This is a genomic window from Haladaptatus salinisoli (genome assembly GCF_020614375.1).
GTDB classification, from domain to species: Archaea; Halobacteriota; Halobacteria; order Halobacteriales; family Haladaptataceae; genus Haladaptatus; species Haladaptatus salinisoli.
This window is the reverse complement of sequence record NZ_CP085327.1, coordinates 308,222-326,102: the sequence shown is the minus strand read 5'-3', so window position 1 is coordinate 326,102 and position 17,881 is coordinate 308,222. Positions and strand designations below refer to the sequence as shown.

At 64.6% G+C, this 17,881-nt stretch carries 18 protein-coding genes, 1 tRNA gene and 1 pseudogene; 14 read left to right on the top strand and 6 right to left on the bottom strand.

Features of this window, described 5'->3' with window-relative positions; genetic code table 11:
* Positions 1-21: 21 nt before the first annotated feature.
* From LIX00_RS01850 to LIX00_RS01840, 3 genes are all read left to right on the top strand, one after another.
* Positions 22-447 carry a hypothetical protein gene (locus tag LIX00_RS01850; protein WP_227354481.1) on the top strand — a complete coding sequence of 142 codons (426 nt, stop codon included), beginning with the start codon at positions 22-24 and terminating at the stop codon, positions 445-447.
* A gap of 355 nt (positions 448-802) precedes the next feature.
* Entirely contained in the window at positions 803-1,564 is a 762-nt protein-coding gene (locus LIX00_RS01845) for a nucleoside phosphorylase (RefSeq protein WP_227354480.1), read from the top strand.
* Between the two features lie 487 nt (positions 1,565-2,051).
* On the top strand, positions 2,052-2,987 hold the full coding sequence (locus tag LIX00_RS01840; protein WP_227354479.1) for an alpha/beta hydrolase: 936 nt from the start codon (positions 2,052-2,054) through the stop codon (positions 2,985-2,987).
* 146 nt (positions 2,988-3,133) lie between these two features.
* Here LIX00_RS01840 and LIX00_RS01835 read toward each other — a convergent pair whose 3' ends face one another.
* Positions 3,134-3,754: a rhomboid family intramembrane serine protease gene (locus LIX00_RS01835; RefSeq protein WP_227354478.1), complete on the bottom strand. Its 621-nt coding sequence runs from the start codon at positions 3,752-3,754 to the stop codon at positions 3,134-3,136.
* 515 nt (positions 3,755-4,269) lie between these two features.
* Here LIX00_RS01835 and LIX00_RS01830 point away from each other — a divergent pair.
* The 3 genes from LIX00_RS01830 (at position 4,270) to LIX00_RS01820 (ending at position 7,463) form a co-directional block, all read left to right on the top strand.
* Positions 4,270-5,430, top strand: a complete 1,161-nt coding sequence (locus LIX00_RS01830; RefSeq protein WP_227354477.1) for a glycoside hydrolase family 18 protein — start codon at positions 4,270-4,272, stop codon at positions 5,428-5,430.
* A gap of 121 nt (positions 5,431-5,551) precedes the next feature.
* Complete coding sequence (gene hisD, locus LIX00_RS01825; protein WP_227354476.1) at positions 5,552-6,820, top strand: histidinol dehydrogenase; 1,269 nt, start codon at positions 5,552-5,554, stop codon at positions 6,818-6,820.
* 85 nt (positions 6,821-6,905) lie between these two features.
* Positions 6,906-7,463, top strand: a complete 558-nt coding sequence (locus LIX00_RS01820; protein ID WP_227354475.1) for a GNAT family N-acetyltransferase — start codon at positions 6,906-6,908, stop codon at positions 7,461-7,463.
* Positions 7,464-7,474: 11 nt separating this feature from the next.
* On the opposite strand, the gene LIX00_RS01815 is transcribed toward LIX00_RS01820, so the two are convergent.
* Positions 7,475-8,659, bottom strand: a complete 1,185-nt coding sequence (locus tag LIX00_RS01815) for a pyridoxal-phosphate-dependent aminotransferase family protein (protein WP_227354474.1) — start codon at positions 8,657-8,659, stop codon at positions 7,475-7,477.
* Between the two features lie 191 nt (positions 8,660-8,850).
* Between LIX00_RS01815 and LIX00_RS01810 the strand changes: the two genes are divergently transcribed.
* From LIX00_RS01810 to LIX00_RS01790, 5 genes are all read left to right on the top strand, one after another.
* Positions 8,851-9,507, top strand: a complete 657-nt coding sequence (locus LIX00_RS01810) for a four-helix bundle copper-binding protein (RefSeq protein WP_227354473.1) — start codon at positions 8,851-8,853, stop codon at positions 9,505-9,507.
* 58 nt (positions 9,508-9,565) lie between these two features.
* Positions 9,566-10,498, top strand: a complete 933-nt coding sequence (locus LIX00_RS01805; RefSeq protein WP_227354472.1) for a metal-dependent hydrolase — start codon at positions 9,566-9,568, stop codon at positions 10,496-10,498.
* 69 nt (positions 10,499-10,567) lie between these two features.
* Positions 10,568-11,179 (top strand): hypothetical protein, encoded by a 612-nt coding sequence (locus LIX00_RS01800; protein WP_227354471.1) that lies wholly within the window; start codon positions 10,568-10,570, stop codon positions 11,177-11,179.
* Entirely contained in the window at positions 11,176-11,832 is a 657-nt protein-coding gene (locus LIX00_RS01795) for a DUF2238 domain-containing protein (protein ID WP_227354470.1), read from the top strand. Before LIX00_RS01800 ends, LIX00_RS01795 begins: the two co-directional genes overlap by 4 nt.
* A gap of 45 nt (positions 11,833-11,877) precedes the next feature.
* On the top strand, positions 11,878-12,078 hold the full coding sequence (locus LIX00_RS01790; RefSeq protein WP_227354469.1) for a dodecin: 201 nt from the start codon (positions 11,878-11,880) through the stop codon (positions 12,076-12,078).
* Between the two features lie 92 nt (positions 12,079-12,170).
* Here LIX00_RS01790 and LIX00_RS01785 read toward each other — a convergent pair whose 3' ends face one another.
* Together LIX00_RS01785 and LIX00_RS01780 are read right to left on the bottom strand one after the other, a co-directional pair.
* Positions 12,171-12,539 (bottom strand): HesB/IscA family protein, encoded by a 369-nt coding sequence (locus LIX00_RS01785; protein ID WP_227354468.1) that lies wholly within the window; start codon positions 12,537-12,539, stop codon positions 12,171-12,173.
* A gap of 610 nt (positions 12,540-13,149) precedes the next feature.
* Positions 13,150-13,234, bottom strand: a tRNA-Leu gene (locus tag LIX00_RS01780).
* An 88-nt stretch (positions 13,235-13,322) separates the two neighbouring features.
* Between LIX00_RS01780 and LIX00_RS01775 the strand changes: the two are divergent.
* The 3 genes and pseudogenes from LIX00_RS01775 to LIX00_RS01765 all read left to right on the top strand — a co-directional run bounded on the left by LIX00_RS01775 (position 13,323) and on the right by LIX00_RS01765 (position 15,861).
* Positions 13,323-14,128, top strand: a pseudogene (locus tag LIX00_RS01775) (inositol monophosphatase family protein).
* Positions 14,129-14,216: 88 nt separating this feature from the next.
* Positions 14,217-14,684, top strand: coding sequence for an Lrp/AsnC family transcriptional regulator (locus LIX00_RS01770; protein ID WP_227354467.1), 468 nt, complete (start codon positions 14,217-14,219; stop codon positions 14,682-14,684).
* Positions 14,685-14,727: 43 nt separating this feature from the next.
* Positions 14,728-15,861 (top strand): DUF63 family protein, encoded by a 1,134-nt coding sequence (locus tag LIX00_RS01765; RefSeq protein ID WP_227354466.1) that lies wholly within the window; start codon positions 14,728-14,730, stop codon positions 15,859-15,861.
* Here LIX00_RS01765 and LIX00_RS01760 read toward each other — a convergent pair.
* Together LIX00_RS01760 and LIX00_RS01755 are read right to left on the bottom strand one after the other, a co-directional pair.
* Entirely contained in the window at positions 15,858-16,028 is a 171-nt protein-coding gene (locus LIX00_RS01760) for a DUF7479 domain-containing protein (RefSeq protein ID WP_227354465.1), read from the bottom strand. The two genes, LIX00_RS01765 and LIX00_RS01760, sit on opposite strands and share 4 nt — an antisense overlap.
* 121 nt (positions 16,029-16,149) lie before the next feature.
* Entirely contained in the window at positions 16,150-17,877 is a 1,728-nt protein-coding gene (locus LIX00_RS01755; protein WP_227354464.1) for a YcaO-like family protein, read from the bottom strand.
* Positions 17,878-17,881: the final 4 nt, after the last annotated feature.

Sequence of the window (17,881 nt, the reverse complement as noted above, 5' to 3'; positions counted from 1 at the left end):
CTGACGTTGCACGTCGAACGGATGTCAGCTATCTCGGAACGGTTGTTGTGGGGTCGTCCGGAGCGCAGAACGCGCCACTGGTCGGTCTTCGTCGGCGGGTTCGCCGGCGTCGTCCTCGTCCTCCTGCTCGTGGTGACGTTCGGGGGCGGTCGGGGTTCGGGTCTCGTGTACGACCACCTGCTCCCGGCGGCGCTCTTCTACGCGCCGCCGGTCGTCGCCGCGCTGAGCGCGGTTCGCGGCGGGGGACTGCTCGTGAGCGTCGCGGTCGGTCTGGTACCCGCGCTCTCGTTCGGAGTCGTGGCGCTGCTTCGGCGTGTCGTCACCGGTGCCGCGACCGGGGAGTCGCCCCTCTGGACGCTGGTGGTCGCGTTCGGAATCGTCGGTCTGGTCGGCGCGTCGGTCGGGTTCGCGCTCGGACGCGGCGCGGTGCGACTTCGCGAGCGCTGACGCCGGGGGCACTCCGATTGGCATAAGAAAAACTCGGACCCGAGTCATTGAATCGCCTCGAGGACTCGCCCTTCGGTTCGACGCCGATCGAGTTGGCGCGTATCATTCTCGTCGAGGCGGTCACTACTGTCTCCGCGTCGATGTCGTCACAACGTGCCTCCGATACGGCAGCGAATTCGCCCTGTAAGATGTCGAAAAGTGCCGTACCACGGAGCACGGCCACACTTCGTCTTTGATCGGTCACTCGCTGGTGGCTTCCCCGGCTATGACGTGTCCCACCCTTCTTCGGCCACGAAGTGCTCACCACGCAAATCGGAGGCAGGTTTATATCCAATACCTCTGACAATCAACTCGAATGATCCCGAACTACGGTGATAAGTACGACTCGAAGGCGTTGTTCTCTCCATCGGAAGCCATCGAAGAGTACGGAGGGGATACCGAGGCCGACGTTCCGCCCGTCGTCATCCTGACGTTTCAGTCGAAACTCTTCGAAACGGTCGTGCCGGAAAAGACGGACGACCCGATCCCCATCGTTCGCGGGCAGAAAGTACACCCCGTGAACGACACCGTCGGCGTCGTCGGGAAATTCGGAATCGGCGCGCCCGTGACGGCAACGATCGCCGAGAATCTCATCGCGGCGGGGGCCGAGGTGCTCTGTATCGTCGGGGGTTCCGCCGGTTTACAACGGTCTATCGAGCCGACGGACGTGATACTCGCCGACCGAGCGATTCGGGACGAGGGAGCCTCGTACCACTACCTTCCGCCGGAGACCGATGCAACACCGACGGAGGAACTCGTCGATCACCTCGAAGCGGCGTACGCGGATGCCGGCTTCGATGTCCACAGAGGAACGACGTGGACGACCAGTGCGTTCTATCGGGAGACCACCGACGAGATAGCAGAGTACGTCGCCGATGGTGTCGTTTCCGTCGAGATGGAAGCGGCAAGCCTGTTCGCGGTTGCCGAGTATCGCGGTGTTGACTCGGCAGCAGTCTTTGACGTCGGTGACCTCATTACTGAAGAGGAATGGGATGCGGGGGTCGAATACGAAAACATCCAACCCGAGATGTTCGACCAAGCGGTCGAGACACTCGAAGTGTACTTCGACGGGAAGTAATCTGAATTCTCACTCGTCGGACGTAGCCGATGTCGGGTTGGCTTTTGGTAACCTGCGTCGACGTGTTACTGTTAACGCTGGGGCAGAAGCTCTCTTTCTGACAAGTACGCACCACGAATTTACCGGCCGGTGGATACGGTGTGGAAGATATGCGCCTCTATCCTACAGCGGCGCAACGGATTGCCGAGCTTTTGTCACAAACGGTGTGCTGCATACAGTGGATGAGTCCAGCGCAGCGTTACCGACAGATGAGATAGCCAACGACAGAATCGTTCGTATGAACTGTTAGAACGGTCGAACTGTATACTAGGCGCGTGTCGGGCCAGAATATTTCCAGTTACCGTCGAAAGCGACTGTTACCCGTGTTGGGGGTAGCGCATAACTAATAGCGAAGCGGAGTATGTACTCGCCGGCCAGATTACCGTACGCTGGATTGACCTCGTTGAAAACTCTCCTGCAGGTAATCGCATAGCAAATCACCCGTATCATGTCTCAGAATGTGCCGGCCGAATACGAACCTATCGAGTTCACTAGCGAGGGAACGCGCTGTGCGGGCTCTCTGTACCGCCCGGACGAATCGCTCACGACGGGCGATCCGCCGGTCGTGGTGATGGGGAACGGCTTCGGACTGCCCCGTCAGGCAGGCCTCCCTGCCGTCGCACAGCGGCTCACGGAACACGGACTCGCGGCGATGACGTTCGACTATCGATCGCTGGGTGAGAGCGGCGGCGAACCGCGAAACGTCGTGATCCCGTTCCGACAACTCGTCGACTGGCGGGCTGCCGTCGGTCATGCGCGTACCATCGACGGCGTCGACGGAGACCATATCGGCGTCTGGGGGTTTTCGATGGGCGGTGGCGGGGCATTCGTTACTGCTGCGAGAGAAGATGTTGATGCGTACGTCGGGCAAAATCCAGTGCTTGACGGGATGCGAGCCATCCTCTACATCACGCGACAGATGGGTCCGGCCTATGGACTCCGCACGACTGCGGCAGGTATCCGGGACCTAGCCCGAAAATGGACCGGACAGGAGCCCTACTACATCCCCATCTGGGGCAATTATCCCGAGGACCTCCCTGCGTTACCGACCAAGGGCTCGAAGAAGGGTCACGAGGCCGCCGTCGGACCGGAGGCAGACGATCCGTTGGTGAACCGCTGTGCCGCGCGCGTGTTCTTGACCTTCGGCCTGTACCGGCCTGTCTCGGAAGCCGGCCAGATCAATTGTCCGGCGCTTCTCGTCGAGGGAGCTGGCGACCAGATCGCCCCGAGGAGTGCCATCAAAGCAGCGGCCGCCCATCTCTCTGATCTCAAGTGGGTCACCTACGATATCGATCATTTCGGAGCGTTCGTCGGCGATACGGCCGATGAGATTGTCGAGGAGGAGGCCGCATTCCTCGAACGACACCTGACCGAGGCCACCTGAAGTCGTGCGTTAGTGATTCTCTCACGAGAACTACGCGGGTATCGTTACGGCCCGATTCTTCGAGTCTGATCGTGCAAGATACGCGTCCTGTATTCAGCATCACTTCGATAAACTATCACCGAACAAGGGTTTCTCACAGAGCCAAATTAGCTATTTTGTGGAGTCGGTGGGTGCCCGAAGTCGTAACGAACCTTTTCTGTCGCGTACCAAGCGGTACCAAACACCGCACCAAAGTGGTGGACTTCGACAGCAGTCCCAGCCGGGAGCGGTCCGATAGCGCCGATACTCCAGAGGACGAACACAACAGAAAGTGTGAAATCAGGGATGTTCTTCATCAAACGGACGGTAGAGTCAAACAACCTCTCGAACGCTCCCAGAGCGATCATCATTCCCAGTCCGGTCGTGATCCCGCTGATTCCTGCTCCAGGAACTTGGAAGAAGAGAGCAGCAGCTACGTTCGCACCGATTCCGAGGACAACAGCAACGCCGAGAATAAATCGGTCGTCATCTACTCGATTCTCAACCCACCATCCCGTGAGAAGGAAGATGGCGAGATTTTCCGAGAAGTGTATGTGCGTGGAATGGAACAACCACGAAAATACGACCGATCCATTGCCAACGGTGTTTTTCACCATCGTCGCAGTCTGGTATCCGGCGTCTTTTGACAGACTCCCGTCTATGAGCAGTTGCCCCGAGTACACAACTGCGAACACAACGCCAAAGGCGAGCGTTAGCGTCGGCCAGTACTTTGTTTCTCTCTGTGTCATTATATCCTCCATACACAATAATGGTGACTTATTCGATATATATAACGACGAGCTACAAACCGAAAGTGAAGGTAATGGCCCCAAATATGTATACGGACACTTAACCGGCGTTTCGAGCAACTTCCGTAACGTGTCTCCGTCAAGTGTCACGGTCACGTCTTTCGGTCATTATACGTCAACGGGTTCATCGTAAATCCGAAATTCCACTGGGTGCGCGTCATAGGCCGTTCAATATATCCTCTGCGTCTATCACCCCATTCCACTCGCCAGGCTCTAAGTAGCCGGTGACCGAGACGCGCCTTGTATTCAGCACGACCAGTGAGAACGATCACCGGTTGAGGGATTCATCAGAGCCGGATGAACCGACGACTTGGAGTTACAACTGAGTTAGCGTCGTCCGTTTCGCGAGGTTACACGAAGGAAGCTCCGGCGAAGCAACCTTGTCTCTCAAAAATTTCTGTTAATTATAATACTAGGTACATTGTTTATAGTCGATACTTACGTTGTATATACGGATGACAAACGAAAACGTGAACGCTGGCCGACGAAGATACCTGCGGAGCGCCGGACTGCTGGCGACGACGCCGTTCGTCTCCCGAGCGGTCCGGGCGACCGACGACGACGGCGAAGCCGCGACGAACAAACGGGTCGTCGGATACTACCCCTCGTGGGCGGGCGATTACACGCCCCGAGACGTCCCCTACGACGACCTCACGCACCTGAACTACGCCTTCCTCGAAACGGAGTCGAACGGCGAGGTGAAACTCGCCGTCGCCGGCGACCGCGCGCCCGAAGTGCTCCGGCAGTTCGAGACGGTGACGCGCGAACGACCGAACACGTCGTTCATGCTCTCCGTCGCGGACTTCGGCAGCAACATGTCCGACGCCGCTTCGACGGTCGAAGGCCGCGAGCGGTTCGCTCGAACGGCCGTCGAACACCTACGGGAGTACAACTTCGACGGCATCGACGTGGACTGGGAGTATCCGAACGGATCGGTTCGGGAGGACGACCCCCGGAACTTCACGCTGCTCCTCCGCGAACTCCGGCGGCAACTCGACGTCGCGGGGCGCGAGGACGACGGAAGCTACGAGTTGAGCATCGCGGCGGCCCCCATCCCGCCGAACATCGACCCGCTGGAAGTCGAAAAACTCGACGAGGTGCTGGATTTCGTCAACGTGATGAACTACAACTTCTACGGGAGTTGGAGCGCCGCGACCAACTTCAACGCGCCGCTGTACGCCGCCTACGACGACCCGACGTACTGGCAGCGCCTCCTCACCGTCGACCACTCGATGCGGTACTGGGCCGACCAGCCGATAGCGCGCGACAAGGTCGTCCTCGGAACGCCGTTCTACGGGTTCGCCTTCGAGGGCGTGCGAGACGAAAATCGGGGACTGTTCCAGTCGTTCGACGGCGCAGACACGCGGACGTACGAGGACATTCGGAGCCTCAAGACGGAGGCCGGCTACGAAAAATACTGGCACCCGCGGGCCCGCGTGCCGTGGCTGTACTCCGCGGAGGACGGCGTATTCGTCACCTACGACGACAGACACTCCACGATGGAGAAGGCGAAGTACGTAGAGCGAAACGACTTCGGCGGGATGATGTGCTGGGAACTCTCGCAGGACCCCAGTAACGCCCTCGTCGGCGCGATAAGCACCGTTCTGCGTCGATAACGCGAACCGCGAAACGGAACGTCCGTGGCGAAGGCGGGAGGATACCGCCGACCGAATCGCCTCGACGAAACCGCCGTCCTAGAGCGCAAACCGTTTTTCCGCCCGCTTCGAACACCGACGCATGAATCCGAAGCCGATAGCCGACCTCGGGCCGGACGAGCGACGCGCGCTGTTCGACCGGGACGCCGGAATCGAGAGCGTTCGCGGCGACGTGCGCGACATCATCGACCGAGTGCGCGACGAGGGCGACGTGGCGGTTCGCGAGTTCTCCCGCGAGTTCGACGGCGTGGAGGTCGGGAACATCGACATCACCGACGACGCCGAACGGGCCTACGAGGAGGTAGACGACGAGGTGCGCGAGGCCATCGAGGACGCCGCGGCGAACGTCCGCGAGTTCCACGAAGCCCAACTGCCCGAGGACTGGCGCGCGGACTTCGACGGGCGCGAACTCGGACGCCGGTTCCGACCCATAGAGCGCGTCGGGGTGTACGCCCCCGGCGGAACCGCCGCGTACCCCTCCAGCGCGCTGATGGGGGTCGTCCCGGCGAAGGTGGCTGGCGTCGAGCAGGTGGCGGTCGCCACCCCGCCCGGCGACCCTCAGAATCCCATCACGCTGGCCGCGATTCACGCCGCGGGAGCGGACAGGGTCTACCGCGTCGGCGGCGCGCAAGCGATCGCCGCGATGGCCTACGGAACCGAGCAGATAGACCGGGCGCAGAAGGTCGTCGGTCCCGGCAATCGATGGGTCACCGCGGCGAAAGCCGAGGTGCAGGGCGACGTCGCCATCGACTTCCTCGCCGGGCCGAGCGAACTGCTCGTCGTCGCGGACGACTCCGCGAATCCGAAACACGTCGCCAGCGACGCGGTCGCGCAGGCCGAACACGACGAGAACGCCTCGGCGGTCGTCGTCACCGACGATTCCGACGTCGCCGAGGCGGTCGCCGAGGAAATCGACCGACAGGCGAGCGAGCGCGAGCGCGAGGAGGTCATCCGGAACGCGCTGGGCAACGGCGCCAGCGGCGTCTTCGTCGCGCGGTCGATGAGCGAAGCCGTCTCGTTCGCCGAGGAGTACGCGGCGGAACACCTCTCGATTCAGGCCGAGAACGACGAGGAACTTCTGAAGCGCATCGATAGCGCGGGAAGCGTCTTCCTCGGTTCGTACACCCCCGTGGCGGCGGGCGACTACGCCTCCGGGACGAACCACGTCCTGCCGACGACCGGACTGGCGAAGATCACGGGCGGACTGTCGGTCGATACGTTCCTGCGCTCGACCACGGTACAGCGATTGGACGAGGAATCGCTGTCGAACCTCACTGAGACGATTACGACGCTGGCCGAAGCCGAGGGGTTGGAGGCGCACGCCGAGAGCGTCAGAAAGCGGTTCGAGTAAAATCGGCGGGCGGTTCCTCGTTAGGCCCCGTCCACCGCCGCTTCGAGACGGAAGATACTTATCAAGCATTCTACTCGATGTACCCATGCCAGGAGCACTCATCGAGCGCGGCGAGCGAGTTACGCTCCGAACGCTCGAACGCGAGGACGTCTCGTTCCTCCAGCGCGCCTACGCCAACCCCGAGATTCGCTACCCGCTCGGCACCCCGCTCAAGAACGAAGAGCAACTCGCGGAGTGGAACGACGAGGAAGTCGATCAGTTCCTCGTCTGTCTCGACGGTGACGACGCCGCGCCCGGCCACCCCGACGAAGACGACGTGCGACCCATCGGTGCGGTCTTCGTCGAGGACGCGAGTTGGCGGCGACCCGAACTCGTCTACTGGCTCGTCCCGGAAGTTCACGGCGAAGGCTACGGAAAGGAGGCCGTCTCCCTCGTCATCGATTACGTCTTCCGGGTGTACGACCACCCTGCTGTGGGCGCGGGAGCGTACGATTTCAACGTGGCTTCACAAGGCCTGTTGAAGTCGCTCGGATTCGCGGAGGAGGGACGCATCCGCAAAGATCGGTTCATCGACGGCGAGTACGTCGATAGGGTCAACTACGGATTGCTCCGCGAAGAGTGGCGAGCGCGCGACGGAGCGTAGCAGAACTCCACTTACTCGCCGAGCGCCCGACTCGTCGCCGACAGACCCGCGTTCACGTCCACGTCGGCCCCCTGTTTCTGCAGCGCGTCGCCCAGCGCGCTCACGAGGTACGAGACCGTCTCGGGACGCGCGGAGTAGCCCATGCAGCCGATTCGGAAGATTTCGCCGTCGAGGTCGCCCAGTCCGGTGGCGATTTCGAGGTCGTACTGCTCCAGCAGGTACGCCGTCACGTCGGTGTCGGTCACGCCCTCGGGGACGCGAACGGCGTTGAGGCTCGGGAGCCAGTACTCCTCGGGCGCGTTCATCCGGAGGCCCATCGCCTCGACGCCCGCCTTGAGCGCCCCGGCCATCCGCCGGTGGCGTTCCCAGCGCGCTTCGATGCCCTCCTCGCTGACGAGGCGAAGCGCCTCGCGGAGGGCGTAGACGTTCGTGACGGGGGCGGTGTGGTGGTACGAGCGTTCGTCGCCCCAGTAGCCTTCGAGCAGGCCGAGGTCGAGGTACCACGACCGGGGCGACTCCTCGCGCGCGAGCACCTTCTCCATCGCGCGGTCGGAGAGTGTTAGCGGACTCGCGCCCGGCGGACAGGAGAGACACTTCTGCGCCCCGGCGTACGCCACGTCGATGCCCCACTCGTCCACCCGGAGTTCGACGCCGCCGAGGGACGTCACGCAGTCCGCGATGACGTAGGCGTCGTGGTCGTGCGCGATGTCGGTCAGCTCCGGGACGTTCGGTTGCAGGACGCCCGTGCTCGTCTCGGCGTGGACGAACCCGAACACGTCGGGTCGGTGTTCTTCGAACGCGGCCTGCACGTCGGCGGGGTCGAGCGGTTCGCCCCACGGCGCGCCGACGCGGACTATCGTTCCCCCCGCCCGCCGCGCCATCTCCGCCATCCGACCGCCGAAGTAGCCGTTGGTCGGGACGAGCACGGTGTCGCCGGGTTCGACGACGTTGCCGATGGCGGCCTCCATCGACGCCGACCCCGTGCCGGACACCGGAATCGTCCACTCGTTGTTCGTTCTGAACGCGTACCGGAGGAGCGCCTGCACCTCGTCCATGATGTCGACGAACGTCGGGTCCAAGTGGCCGACCAGCGGCGTGCTCATCGCTCGGAGCACGCGCGGGTGTACTTCGCTCGGGCCGGGGCCGAGCAGCGTCCTGTTCGGCGGTGTCAGCTCACCGACTGTCGGTTTTTCCATGCCCCTTCGTATCACATGGGGTCACAAAAATCCCGTTGTCCCGGCACCGCGCGACCAACGAACCGTTGAATCGGACAACGCGCCGTTTCCCCGGTCGAATGCCCGGCAAACTGTCCAAACGGTCGCCCCGGTTTATTCGAGCAATCGGCGTATGCCGGGACGACCCAGCGCGTTGCTGGGTGGAGATTACCATGGCACGACAGGGACCGATGCAACACTCACAAGCACAGACCGGATACCAGCAGTCCGGCCACCCGCAGCAGGGCGGTCAGCCACAACAGAGCGGTCAACCGTCCACGGGCCAACAGGGAATCGGTCAGCAAGGCGGCCAACGGGGAGGCGGTCAGCAGTACGGCCAACAGGGAGTCGGCGGCGGGATGATCCAGCAGGGCGGAGGGATGACCCAGCAAGGCGGTCAGCAGATGACGCAGCGGGGCGGCCAGTTCGAAGACCAGTTGCCGGGCGAGATGCGGATCGCCCTCGAAGACTTCGAGAAGGCCGCGCAAGTGTGCGACTGGTGCGCCGACCAGTGCATCGACGAAGGACCCCAGATGGCCGAGTGTATCCGGCTCTGCCGCGACGTTGCGGACCTCGGTACGCTGAACGCGCAGCTCATCGCCCGCGATTCGGTCTTCGGACCGGAACTCGCGGAGGTGTTCGCGCACGCGGCCGAGGAGTGCGCGGACGAGTGCATGCGACACCCACACGCGCACTGCCAAGAGTGCGCGTCCGTGCTTTCCCGAGCCGTCGATTCGACGTATCGGCTACTCGACCAAATCCAATCGGGACAGACGGGACAGACGGGAATGTCCGTCCAGCAGTCGTCCGGCCAGCAACCGCAGCACTAACGCTCGGTCTCTTTTCGGAGAGAGAAGCTTATATCCGCCGAACCCGAAGTCGCAATCCATGATGGTCGGTCACGCCCTGTTAGCCTTCGCCTTGGCCGCGCTCGTTGCGGCCCGGTTCTGGCCCGCGGAGCGCGCGCTGGCGTTCGGCGCGGTCGCGGGGGCGTTCGCCACGGTCCCCGACGTGGACATGGTCTACGCGCTGGTCGGACTCGCGCAGGCGGGATTCGGCGGCGTCTGGCAGATGACCGCCGCGTTCTGGGCCAGTTCCCATCTCGTCCACCGAGCCGTAACGCACTCGCTCGTCGTCGGCGCGATAGCCGCCCCGGCGTTCGTCTGGGCGACCGGCGACCGCCGCCGAAAGGCGCTCGCGGCGGTCGTCCTCGCGGCCCTCGTCTGGCTCTCCCTCGCGGAGAGCGGCGTCCTCGGCGCGGGCGTCATGCTCGTCTTCGTCGTGGCGGGCGCGGCGGTCGCGCGGGTCGCCGCCGCGCGCACGGACCTCGGCCCGCGCGCGCTGGTCCTCGCCGCGGCGTTCGGACTCCTCTCGCACCCGTTCGGCGATCTGTTCACGGGCGAACCGCCGCAGTTCCTCTACCCCTTCGACGCGGTGCTCCTCGACTCGCGCCTCGCCCTGCTCGGCGAGCCGACGTTGAACCTGCTCGCCATCTTCGCGCTGGAGTTGGCGACCGCCTGGCTCGCGGTGGTGACGTACTTCCGCCTGCGCGACCAGAGGCTGCGCGAACACGTCCACGGGCGCGCCGCGCTCGGCGCGGGCTACGCGCTCGCCGCGCTGGTGTTACCCGCGCCGACGCTCTCGGTGTCGTATCACTTCGTATTCTCCGTGCTCGCGGTGAGCGTCGTCGGCGTGGGACCGCAACTCCACCCGCGGCGTCCGTTCCGCCCGGTGCGCGACCCGCGGGCGTGGGCGTGTACCGGGCTGGCGGCCGTTACGCTCGCGATACTCGGCTACGCGGGCGCGTATCTCGTCGCTTAACCGGTCGGGAACGACGACCGGTTCTCCCCTTTCCGACCTTTCTTATCGGTGGCTCACCTATCGAACGGTATGGCACAGCGAACCGGTCGGTTGGACGCGCTCGTGGAGGACGAGCGCGTCAATGCCGGGTTGTCGTGGCTGCTCGTCACCTTTCTGCTCGTCGTCGCCGCGGAGAGCCTGCTGAGCGCGGACCTGCTGTGGGCCGTGTTCGTCGGGTTCGTCGCCGCGCTGGCGGTGGTTCCCCCGCTCGCCTTCCGGAACGCGGAAGCGATGCTTCCGTGGGAGGTGCTGGTGCTCGGGGCGCTTCCAATCCTCGGACGCGCGCTCGCCACGCTCGCGCTGACGAGTCGGTTGGCGACGTACCTCTCGGTGGCCGCGCTCGCGCTCGTCGTCGCCGTCGAACTCCACGTCTTCACCCCGGTTCGGATGACTCACTGGTTCGCCGTCCTCTTCGTCGTCATCACGACGATAGCGACCGCGGGCGTCTGGGCCATCGTCGAGTGGCTGTCGGACGTGTACCTCGGCACGCAGTTCATCGAGAGCGAGCACCTCCTGATGTGGGACTTCGTCTACGCGACGGTCGGCGGCCTGCTGGCCGGAATCGTCTTCGAAGCGTACTTCCGGCGGGTCGTGCCGGTCGAAGCGCGCCTGCCGACCGACGTACGGGAGCGGATTCAATGAGAATTCGCCGCCGCCTCGGTATCTCGGACCGGAGACAGCGACAGTTGACCCGCGCGATGGAACTGAGTCTGATCGGCATCTTCCTCGTCGGACTCTACTGGCGCAATCTCGGAATAATGATCAACAGCGCCATGGCGTTCGCCATCACGCTCGTTCCGGCGATACTCGAACGCGACTACCAGATTCCGATGGACGCCGGGCTGACGCTGTGGATTACGACCGCCGTCTTCTTACACGCGGTCGGCACCCTCGGACCGTATCAGGACGACGCCTGGTTCTGGTGGTGGGACCACGTCACCCACGTCCTCTCGGCGTCGCTGGTCGCCGCGGTGGGCTACTCCACCGTCCGGGCCATCGACGCCCACTACGACGACGTGTATCTCCCGCCGCGGTTCATGTTCGTATTCATCCTCATGTTCGTCGTCGCGTTCGGCGTCATCTGGGAGGTCATCGAGTTCGCCGTGAGCGGACTGGCGGGCGTCCTCGGCGGGCGGACGGTGCTCACGCAGTACGGACTCGGTGATACGATGCTCGACCTCCTGTTCGACACGGCGGGCGGTCTCATCACGGCGATTTGGGGAACCGCGTATCTCGCCGACGTGGTGGGGGCGCTCACCGAGCGCCTCGACGGTCGCGGGTCGAAGACGGACTGACGGCCGATGCGATTTTCACCCGCGGCGAGCAAATGGGGACACGCCATGGTGTTCAAGAAAGTCACCCTCATCGGAACCAGCAGCGAGAGCTTCGACGCGGCCGCCGACGACGCCATCGACCGAGCGGAGAAGACGATCTCCAACATCAAGTGGGTCGAAGTGGAGCACCTCGGGGTCGAACTCGCGTCCGTCGAGGGCAGGGAGTATCAGGCCGAGGTGAAGGTCGCGTTCGAACTGGAAGAGTAAGGCGAGGAAGAAGAGTAGCGGCGAAACGGAAGCGTCGGACGAACCCCCGCGAACCGTTCTTCGGCGACGCCGGCCGACCCGGCGAACCCGATTCAGGTGCGGAAGCTCTCGCCGCAACCGCACTCGGAGACGACGTTCGGGTTGTCGACGTGGAAGCCCGCGCCCTGTAGCCCCTGTTCGAAGTCGACGACGCTTCCCTCGATGTAGTTCATGCTCGCCGGGTCGACGAACACCCGCAGGTCGTGGTGTTCGTAGACGGTGTCGTCCTCCTCGGGTTCCCCGTCGAACCGCATCCCGTAGGAGAGACCGGCGCACCCGCCCTGCTGGACGAACAGCCGCAGCCCGGCAACCTCCGGGTCGAGACCCTCGCCGTCGAGCAGGGAAAGCGCCTGCTCGGCGGCGTCCTCCGTCACCTCTATCTTCGGGAGTTCCTCCCCGTTCGGTGCGGCGTCTGTGCTCATGGGTACTGGTTGTCGGCCCGGCCTCATATAACGTTCGCCTACGACACAGGATGCGGATTGGATTTTCGTCGCTCGGATGCTGCTAACTCGACCGTGCCGACTCGGGCAAAATCGTGGTAGCTGTGTCCTCGAAGGGCTCGTCCTTTCAGTCCGCCCCAAACAGACCGCGACCGCACCTCGTCCTCCCCGATCTCCTCACTCCGGAAGCGGCAAGCTCTTCCGTGCTTTCGCTCGACGAGAACTTCTCCCGTCCCTCGCGCGAAGACCGACCGACCGGCCGCCGAACGCACACACCGGTTTGACACGAAAGCGCGCCAGCCCGTCCCTGTCACCCCCTGGCGGAACGAAGGGGCGAGGGCTTTCGAGGACGCCGTCACTGCGGAAACTCGTTCGTCTCGAAAAGCGCGTCCAGAGGATCCCAAATACGTGACAACTTCGTCACCGGAGCTACCTCGAAACGAACGACATCCTTGACACACCCCCTATCGAATCAACGACGTTTCTCACCGTCTCGCGCTCGTCAGAAGGTTTTTGCGAGAGCCTGTATGGCCCTTTTGAGGTTTTGCGAGGGAAGAGCGCTCCGATGCGGTCTTCCTGCACTCGTGGTGAGTGCGAGGGAAGGGATTTGAACCCTTGGACCTCTACAGGAGCGGATCTTGAGTCCGCCGCCGTTGGCCGAGCTTGGCTACCCTCGCACGCGTCTCCTACTCCGACGCGGGTAAGTTAAAACGTTCCGAATCCGAAAACGACACTCCTTTTCCGTCCCGTTGCGCCACTCGAACCATGACCGACGCCGAACGCCGAGTCGAACTCGCGGAGCGAGCCGCGAGGGCGGGCGGCGAAGTCGCCGCCGAGGGGTTCCGCGGCGACCTCGCCGTGGAGACGAAATCGAACAAGACCGACGTGGTGACCGAGGCCGACCGCCGGAGCCAGCGCCGCGTCATCGAGGTCGTCCGCGAGGAGTACCCCGACGACAGCATCGTCGGCGAGGAGGAGGACGAACTCAAGGAGGTTCCGCCGGAGGGAGACGCGTGGATCATCGACCCCATCGACGGGACGAACAACTTCGTCCGGGGATTCCCGTCTGGACGACGAGCGTCGCCGCGGTTCGCGACGGCGAGGCGGTCGCCGCCGCGAACGTCTGCCCCGCGCTCCGCGACACCTACACCGCCGGGCCGGAGGGAGCGTTCCTGAACGGCGACCGACTCGCGGTCAGCGACCGCACCGACCCCGAGACGTTCACGGTCGCCCCGACCATCTGGTGGGACTTCGACCGCCGGGACGAGTACGCCGCTACGGTCCGGGCCATCGTGGAGCGGTTCGGCGACATGCGGCGGTTCGGATGCGCGCAGATCGTCCTCGGGATGGTCGCCAGCGGCGCGCTGGACGGCACGGTGACGAACGTCGTTCCGAATCCGTGGGACACCGTCGCCGGCGTTTACGCGGTTCGACAAGCGGGCGGGACTGTCACCGACATCCACGGCGAACCGTGGACGACCGAGAGCAGGGGGCTCGTCGCCTCGAACGGGAAGGCTCACGACGAGGTGCTCGCCGCGGCCCGCGCGGCCGAAGCACATTGTGGAAAATAGGACGACCGTCGTTTCTCATTTGGAATACTGCAAGAGGACCCCGCCTAGTGTGTAAGGATATTTATTACTGGGCCGTATCGGTAGCGATATGAAGCTGGATGATACGGACCGCGCCATTCTACGCGCGCTCCAAGCAGACGCCCGAACCCCGTTCAGCGAAATCGCCCGTCAAATCGATATGTCCAGCGCGACGGTTCACGACCGGGTCAACCGGATGGAAGAGGCGGGGGTCATCACCGGATACCACGCGAGCGTCGACCCGAAGGAAGTCTCGCTCGGCATCTCCGCGTTCGTCGGTCTCCGGGTCGAACAGGGCCGCGAGAAGGACACGCTCAAGAAACTCGAAGATATCGACGGAATTCAAGAAGTCCACCTCACGACCGGTTCGTGGGACGTGATGGCCCGCGTCTACGCCCGAGACGCCGAGAGCCTCCGCGAATTGATGTTCGACACCATCGCTCAGATGGACGGGTTCGCCCGGTCGCAGACCATGGTCGTCCTCGGCTCGCCCTACGAGAGCAAGGAACTCCCGCTCGACGGCATGGTCGAGGAATAGCCAGACCGGAAATATAAAACCCGCTCGCTCCGGTGCGTGCGATATGAACACCGCAAGCGAGGGTTTCGACAACGAGCGCGCGTGGGCGGGGGCGGTCGCCGCCGCCGTCGTCGCGCTGGTGGGCGGCGCGCTCGTCTTTCCGAAACGGGTGTACGACGGCTTCATCTGGCACTACTTCTGGGGACCGGTCGTCGCCGACGCGAAAGGTGCGTCGTGCGCCGTCCGCCAAGGCGGAACGACGAGATTCCTCGACGACGCGACCGCCTGCGCGACCGCGCCGGAACCCGTCGCCGTTCCGGGGTACACGCTCGTCTCCGAGGTCGGGTACGCCGTCACGCTCATCGTCGCGCTCCTCGGCGTCGTCTTCCTCCTCCGACGACTCGACGTGGGTCGAAACAGGGGCCTCTTCTACGCCCTGTTTCCCTTCATGCTGTTCGGTGGCGCGCTCCGCGTGGTCGAGGACGCGAACGACGCCCTCCGAGAGGTCGGTGCCGAGGCGATTCCGTTCCCGTGGAACACGCTCATCATCAGCCCCATCATCTACTTCACCGTCTTCTTCGTCACGCTGGGGGCGCTCGTCGCGAGCGTCTGGCTCGCCCGGCGGGACGTCTTCGAGAACTACGAACGTCCGCTCGCGGGAATCGGAACGCTCGTCCTCGTCGCCACGATGGGCTACCTATTCTTCTTGGCGTTCACGACCCGGCGGGTCGGCTTCTACCCGCAGGTGACGGTCGTCGTCCTCGTCGGCGCGACGCTGGTCACGGCGGTCGTGTGGAAGGGAATCGACCGCTACGCCCCCGAAATCAACGCCGGAACGGGGTTCATCGGTGCGGTGGTCATCTGGGGTCACTCGGTGGACGGGGTCGCGAACGTCGCGGTGCTCGACTGGGCGGGCGCGCTCGGATTGAAGGGCGAGTACGGCGCGAAGCATCCGGTGAACGCGGCCATCATCGACGTCACGTCGGCGGTGCTCCCCGAATCCGTCACGGCGGTCATCGGCACGGCGTGGCCGTTCCTGCTCGTCAAAATCGTCGCCGCGCTCGCCGTCGTCTGGGTGTTCGACGAGCAGATCTTCGAGGAGAGTCCGCGCTACGCCATCCTGTTGCTCGTCGCTATCCTCGCGGTCGGTCTCGGGCCGGGAACCCGCGACATGCTCCGAGCGACCTTCGGAATCTAAGAGAGCCGCTCGAGCGTCGATTCCGGAAAGTACCGCTCCCCGCAGTTCCGACACGTCGCCACCTCGACTGATTCCGCGTCGGCGAAATCGAGATGATCGACGGAGACGCGCTCTTTCGACAGCGGTGACCCGCACGTCGCACAGGTCAGGTCGTACTCCGTCGTCATTCCGTCACCTGCGCCGACGCATAATATAACCTATACATTAATTGTCCACCTCTACGTGAAGTAGGACGTTCTCTCGATATAAATACTATGTGCCTCGATAGCATATTTCGGGCGGCGGACGCTACGGATACGGGTGCGCTTCCCGGTCGGGTCGGGGCTCGAACCCGAGTTCCGCCGGCACGGTTCGGGCGCGCTCGCCGAAGAACGGCTCTCCGGTGAACAGCGGTTGCGCCTCCGGCGCGAGCACGCGAACCGCCTCGAAGCCGAGCGATTCCACGTCGCGAGTGGTGAGGCGAGCGCCGTACACGTCGAACGCTTCGCTCGCCCGCGAGACGACCGTCTCCAACTCCGCGACGCCGTCCGGAACCGCGTCCTCGACGCTCGCGCTCGGAATCGTCGTCTCCGGGGTCACGAACCCGCGGGCCGCCTCCGGAAAGTCGGCGTAGTCCGCGATGGCACCCTCGGCGTCCCCCGCCTCCTCTCTCCCCATCAGTTTCAGCTCCGTCCAGTTCTGGAGCGCCTCCGCGAGCGCGGAGCGAGCGGCGGCGTCCGGGTCGAGATTCGCACCGGAGCCGAGCGCGAACCTCGGCCAGTCGCCGTCACGGTGCACCGCCGCGGCGACGACCGGAACGTCCACGTCCTGCGTCACCAGCAGGACGGTCACGTCGAGGGACTCCGCCCGCGCCCGCGTCACCAGCGTCTCGAAGCCCGCGTCGTCGACCCGCAACCCGAGCGGTTCGAAGGTGGAGTACCACGCGAGCATCGTCGCGTCGCGTTCGATGACCTCGTACAACCCCGACAGGAGGGCCTCCGTCGTCGAGTTACCCAGCCCCAGTCCCGTGGTTATCGGGGGTTTGAACCGCCGGGTCGGCGGCGGGAAGTGGACGAACTCGGCGGGGAGGTGAACCGGCTCGCCCGTGGCGAGATTCCGCCCCGCCGCCCACGGGAGTTCGTCGTTCCCCGGCTCAGCCCACCCCCTCGGTCGGACGAACGCCGTCGGCGGAACCGCGTCCCCGAGTTCGGCCGAGCGCGCCGCCGCGAACTCTGATTCGCGGTAGACGCCCGCGCAGTAGCGTTCCATCGCCTCGCCGAGCGCCTTCATCAACGCCTCGTCCCACTCCGCGGAGACGCCGGCCGCCTTCTCGGCGGCGCGCGCGTCGCTGAACCCCGTCGTATCGCAGGTGGTGGCGAGGTAGTACGGCACCGGAAACGACGCCACTTCACCGAGCGACCGGACGACGCCGATTCGCTCGTCCAGCGCGATTTCCGCGCGCGCCACCGCGTCGTCCAGCGGACGCTCCGCGTGGTCGATGCCGAGCGTCCGGTCGCGGGCGTCGCCGCAGGCCGAGCACCCCGGAACCGGTAGCAGTCGTCGCTCCGCGTAGGGGAGTTCCACGACGCCGCCGAGCGCAGCCGATTCGCCGCCGGAGCGGAGCATCGCCGCCTCGCGCCCTGCCAGCGCCCCGGCGAGGCGTTCGGTCGCCTCGTTCGCGTCCGGACTTTCGGCGTCGGTCGGGTCGGCGACGCCGTCCGCGTCACCGTCCAAGTTCGACGCGACTCGGGAACGCAGGCACTCGAAACACGCCGTCCCGGGGGCGAATCCCGAGACGGCGGCGTCTACGTCCGGGAGCGCGTGACCGCCGACGCCGCCGAGTTCGACGGCCAGCCACGGCGTCCCCGACCGGTTCGCGCGCGTGAAAACGTTCGAACCGACGCCGCCGACGACCACGGCGAAATCGACGTCGCCCACGTCGTCCGGACCGAGTTCCGTGACGGTGTCGTCCGCGAGCGCCGCGACGACCGCGTCGGCCGCGGGGCCGGTGCCGACGACACCTAACGCGTTGCTCATGTGC

Coding starts and splice junctions, on each gene's coding strand:
- LIX00_RS01850 (WP_227354481.1), top strand. CDS start 22: ATGTCAGCTATCTCGGAACGGTTGTTGTGGGGTCGTCCGGAGCGCAGA.
- LIX00_RS01845 (WP_227354480.1), top strand. CDS start 803: ATGATCCCGAACTACGGTGATAAGTACGACTCGAAGGCGTTGTTCTCT.
- LIX00_RS01840 (WP_227354479.1), top strand. CDS start 2,052: ATGTCTCAGAATGTGCCGGCCGAATACGAACCTATCGAGTTCACTAGC.
- LIX00_RS01835 (WP_227354478.1), bottom strand. CDS start 3,754: ATGACACAGAGAGAAACAAAGTACTGGCCGACGCTAACGCTCGCCTTT.
- LIX00_RS01830 (WP_227354477.1), top strand. CDS start 4,270: ATGACAAACGAAAACGTGAACGCTGGCCGACGAAGATACCTGCGGAGC.
- hisD (WP_227354476.1), top strand. CDS start 5,552: ATGAATCCGAAGCCGATAGCCGACCTCGGGCCGGACGAGCGACGCGCG.
- LIX00_RS01820 (WP_227354475.1), top strand. CDS start 6,906: ATGCCAGGAGCACTCATCGAGCGCGGCGAGCGAGTTACGCTCCGAACG.
- LIX00_RS01815 (WP_227354474.1), bottom strand. CDS start 8,659: ATGGAAAAACCGACAGTCGGTGAGCTGACACCGCCGAACAGGACGCTG.
- LIX00_RS01810 (WP_227354473.1), top strand. CDS start 8,851: ATGGCACGACAGGGACCGATGCAACACTCACAAGCACAGACCGGATAC.
- LIX00_RS01805 (WP_227354472.1), top strand. CDS start 9,566: ATGATGGTCGGTCACGCCCTGTTAGCCTTCGCCTTGGCCGCGCTCGTT.
- LIX00_RS01800 (WP_227354471.1), top strand. CDS start 10,568: ATGGCACAGCGAACCGGTCGGTTGGACGCGCTCGTGGAGGACGAGCGC.
- LIX00_RS01795 (WP_227354470.1), top strand. CDS start 11,176: ATGAGAATTCGCCGCCGCCTCGGTATCTCGGACCGGAGACAGCGACAG.
- LIX00_RS01790 (WP_227354469.1), top strand. CDS start 11,878: ATGGTGTTCAAGAAAGTCACCCTCATCGGAACCAGCAGCGAGAGCTTC.
- LIX00_RS01785 (WP_227354468.1), bottom strand. CDS start 12,539: ATGAGCACAGACGCCGCACCGAACGGGGAGGAACTCCCGAAGATAGAG.
- LIX00_RS01770 (WP_227354467.1), top strand. CDS start 14,217: ATGAAGCTGGATGATACGGACCGCGCCATTCTACGCGCGCTCCAAGCA.
- LIX00_RS01765 (WP_227354466.1), top strand. CDS start 14,728: ATGAACACCGCAAGCGAGGGTTTCGACAACGAGCGCGCGTGGGCGGGG.
- LIX00_RS01760 (WP_227354465.1), bottom strand. CDS start 16,028: ATGACGACGGAGTACGACCTGACCTGTGCGACGTGCGGGTCACCGCTG.
- LIX00_RS01755 (WP_227354464.1), bottom strand. CDS start 17,877: ATGAGCAACGCGTTAGGTGTCGTCGGCACCGGCCCCGCGGCCGACGCG.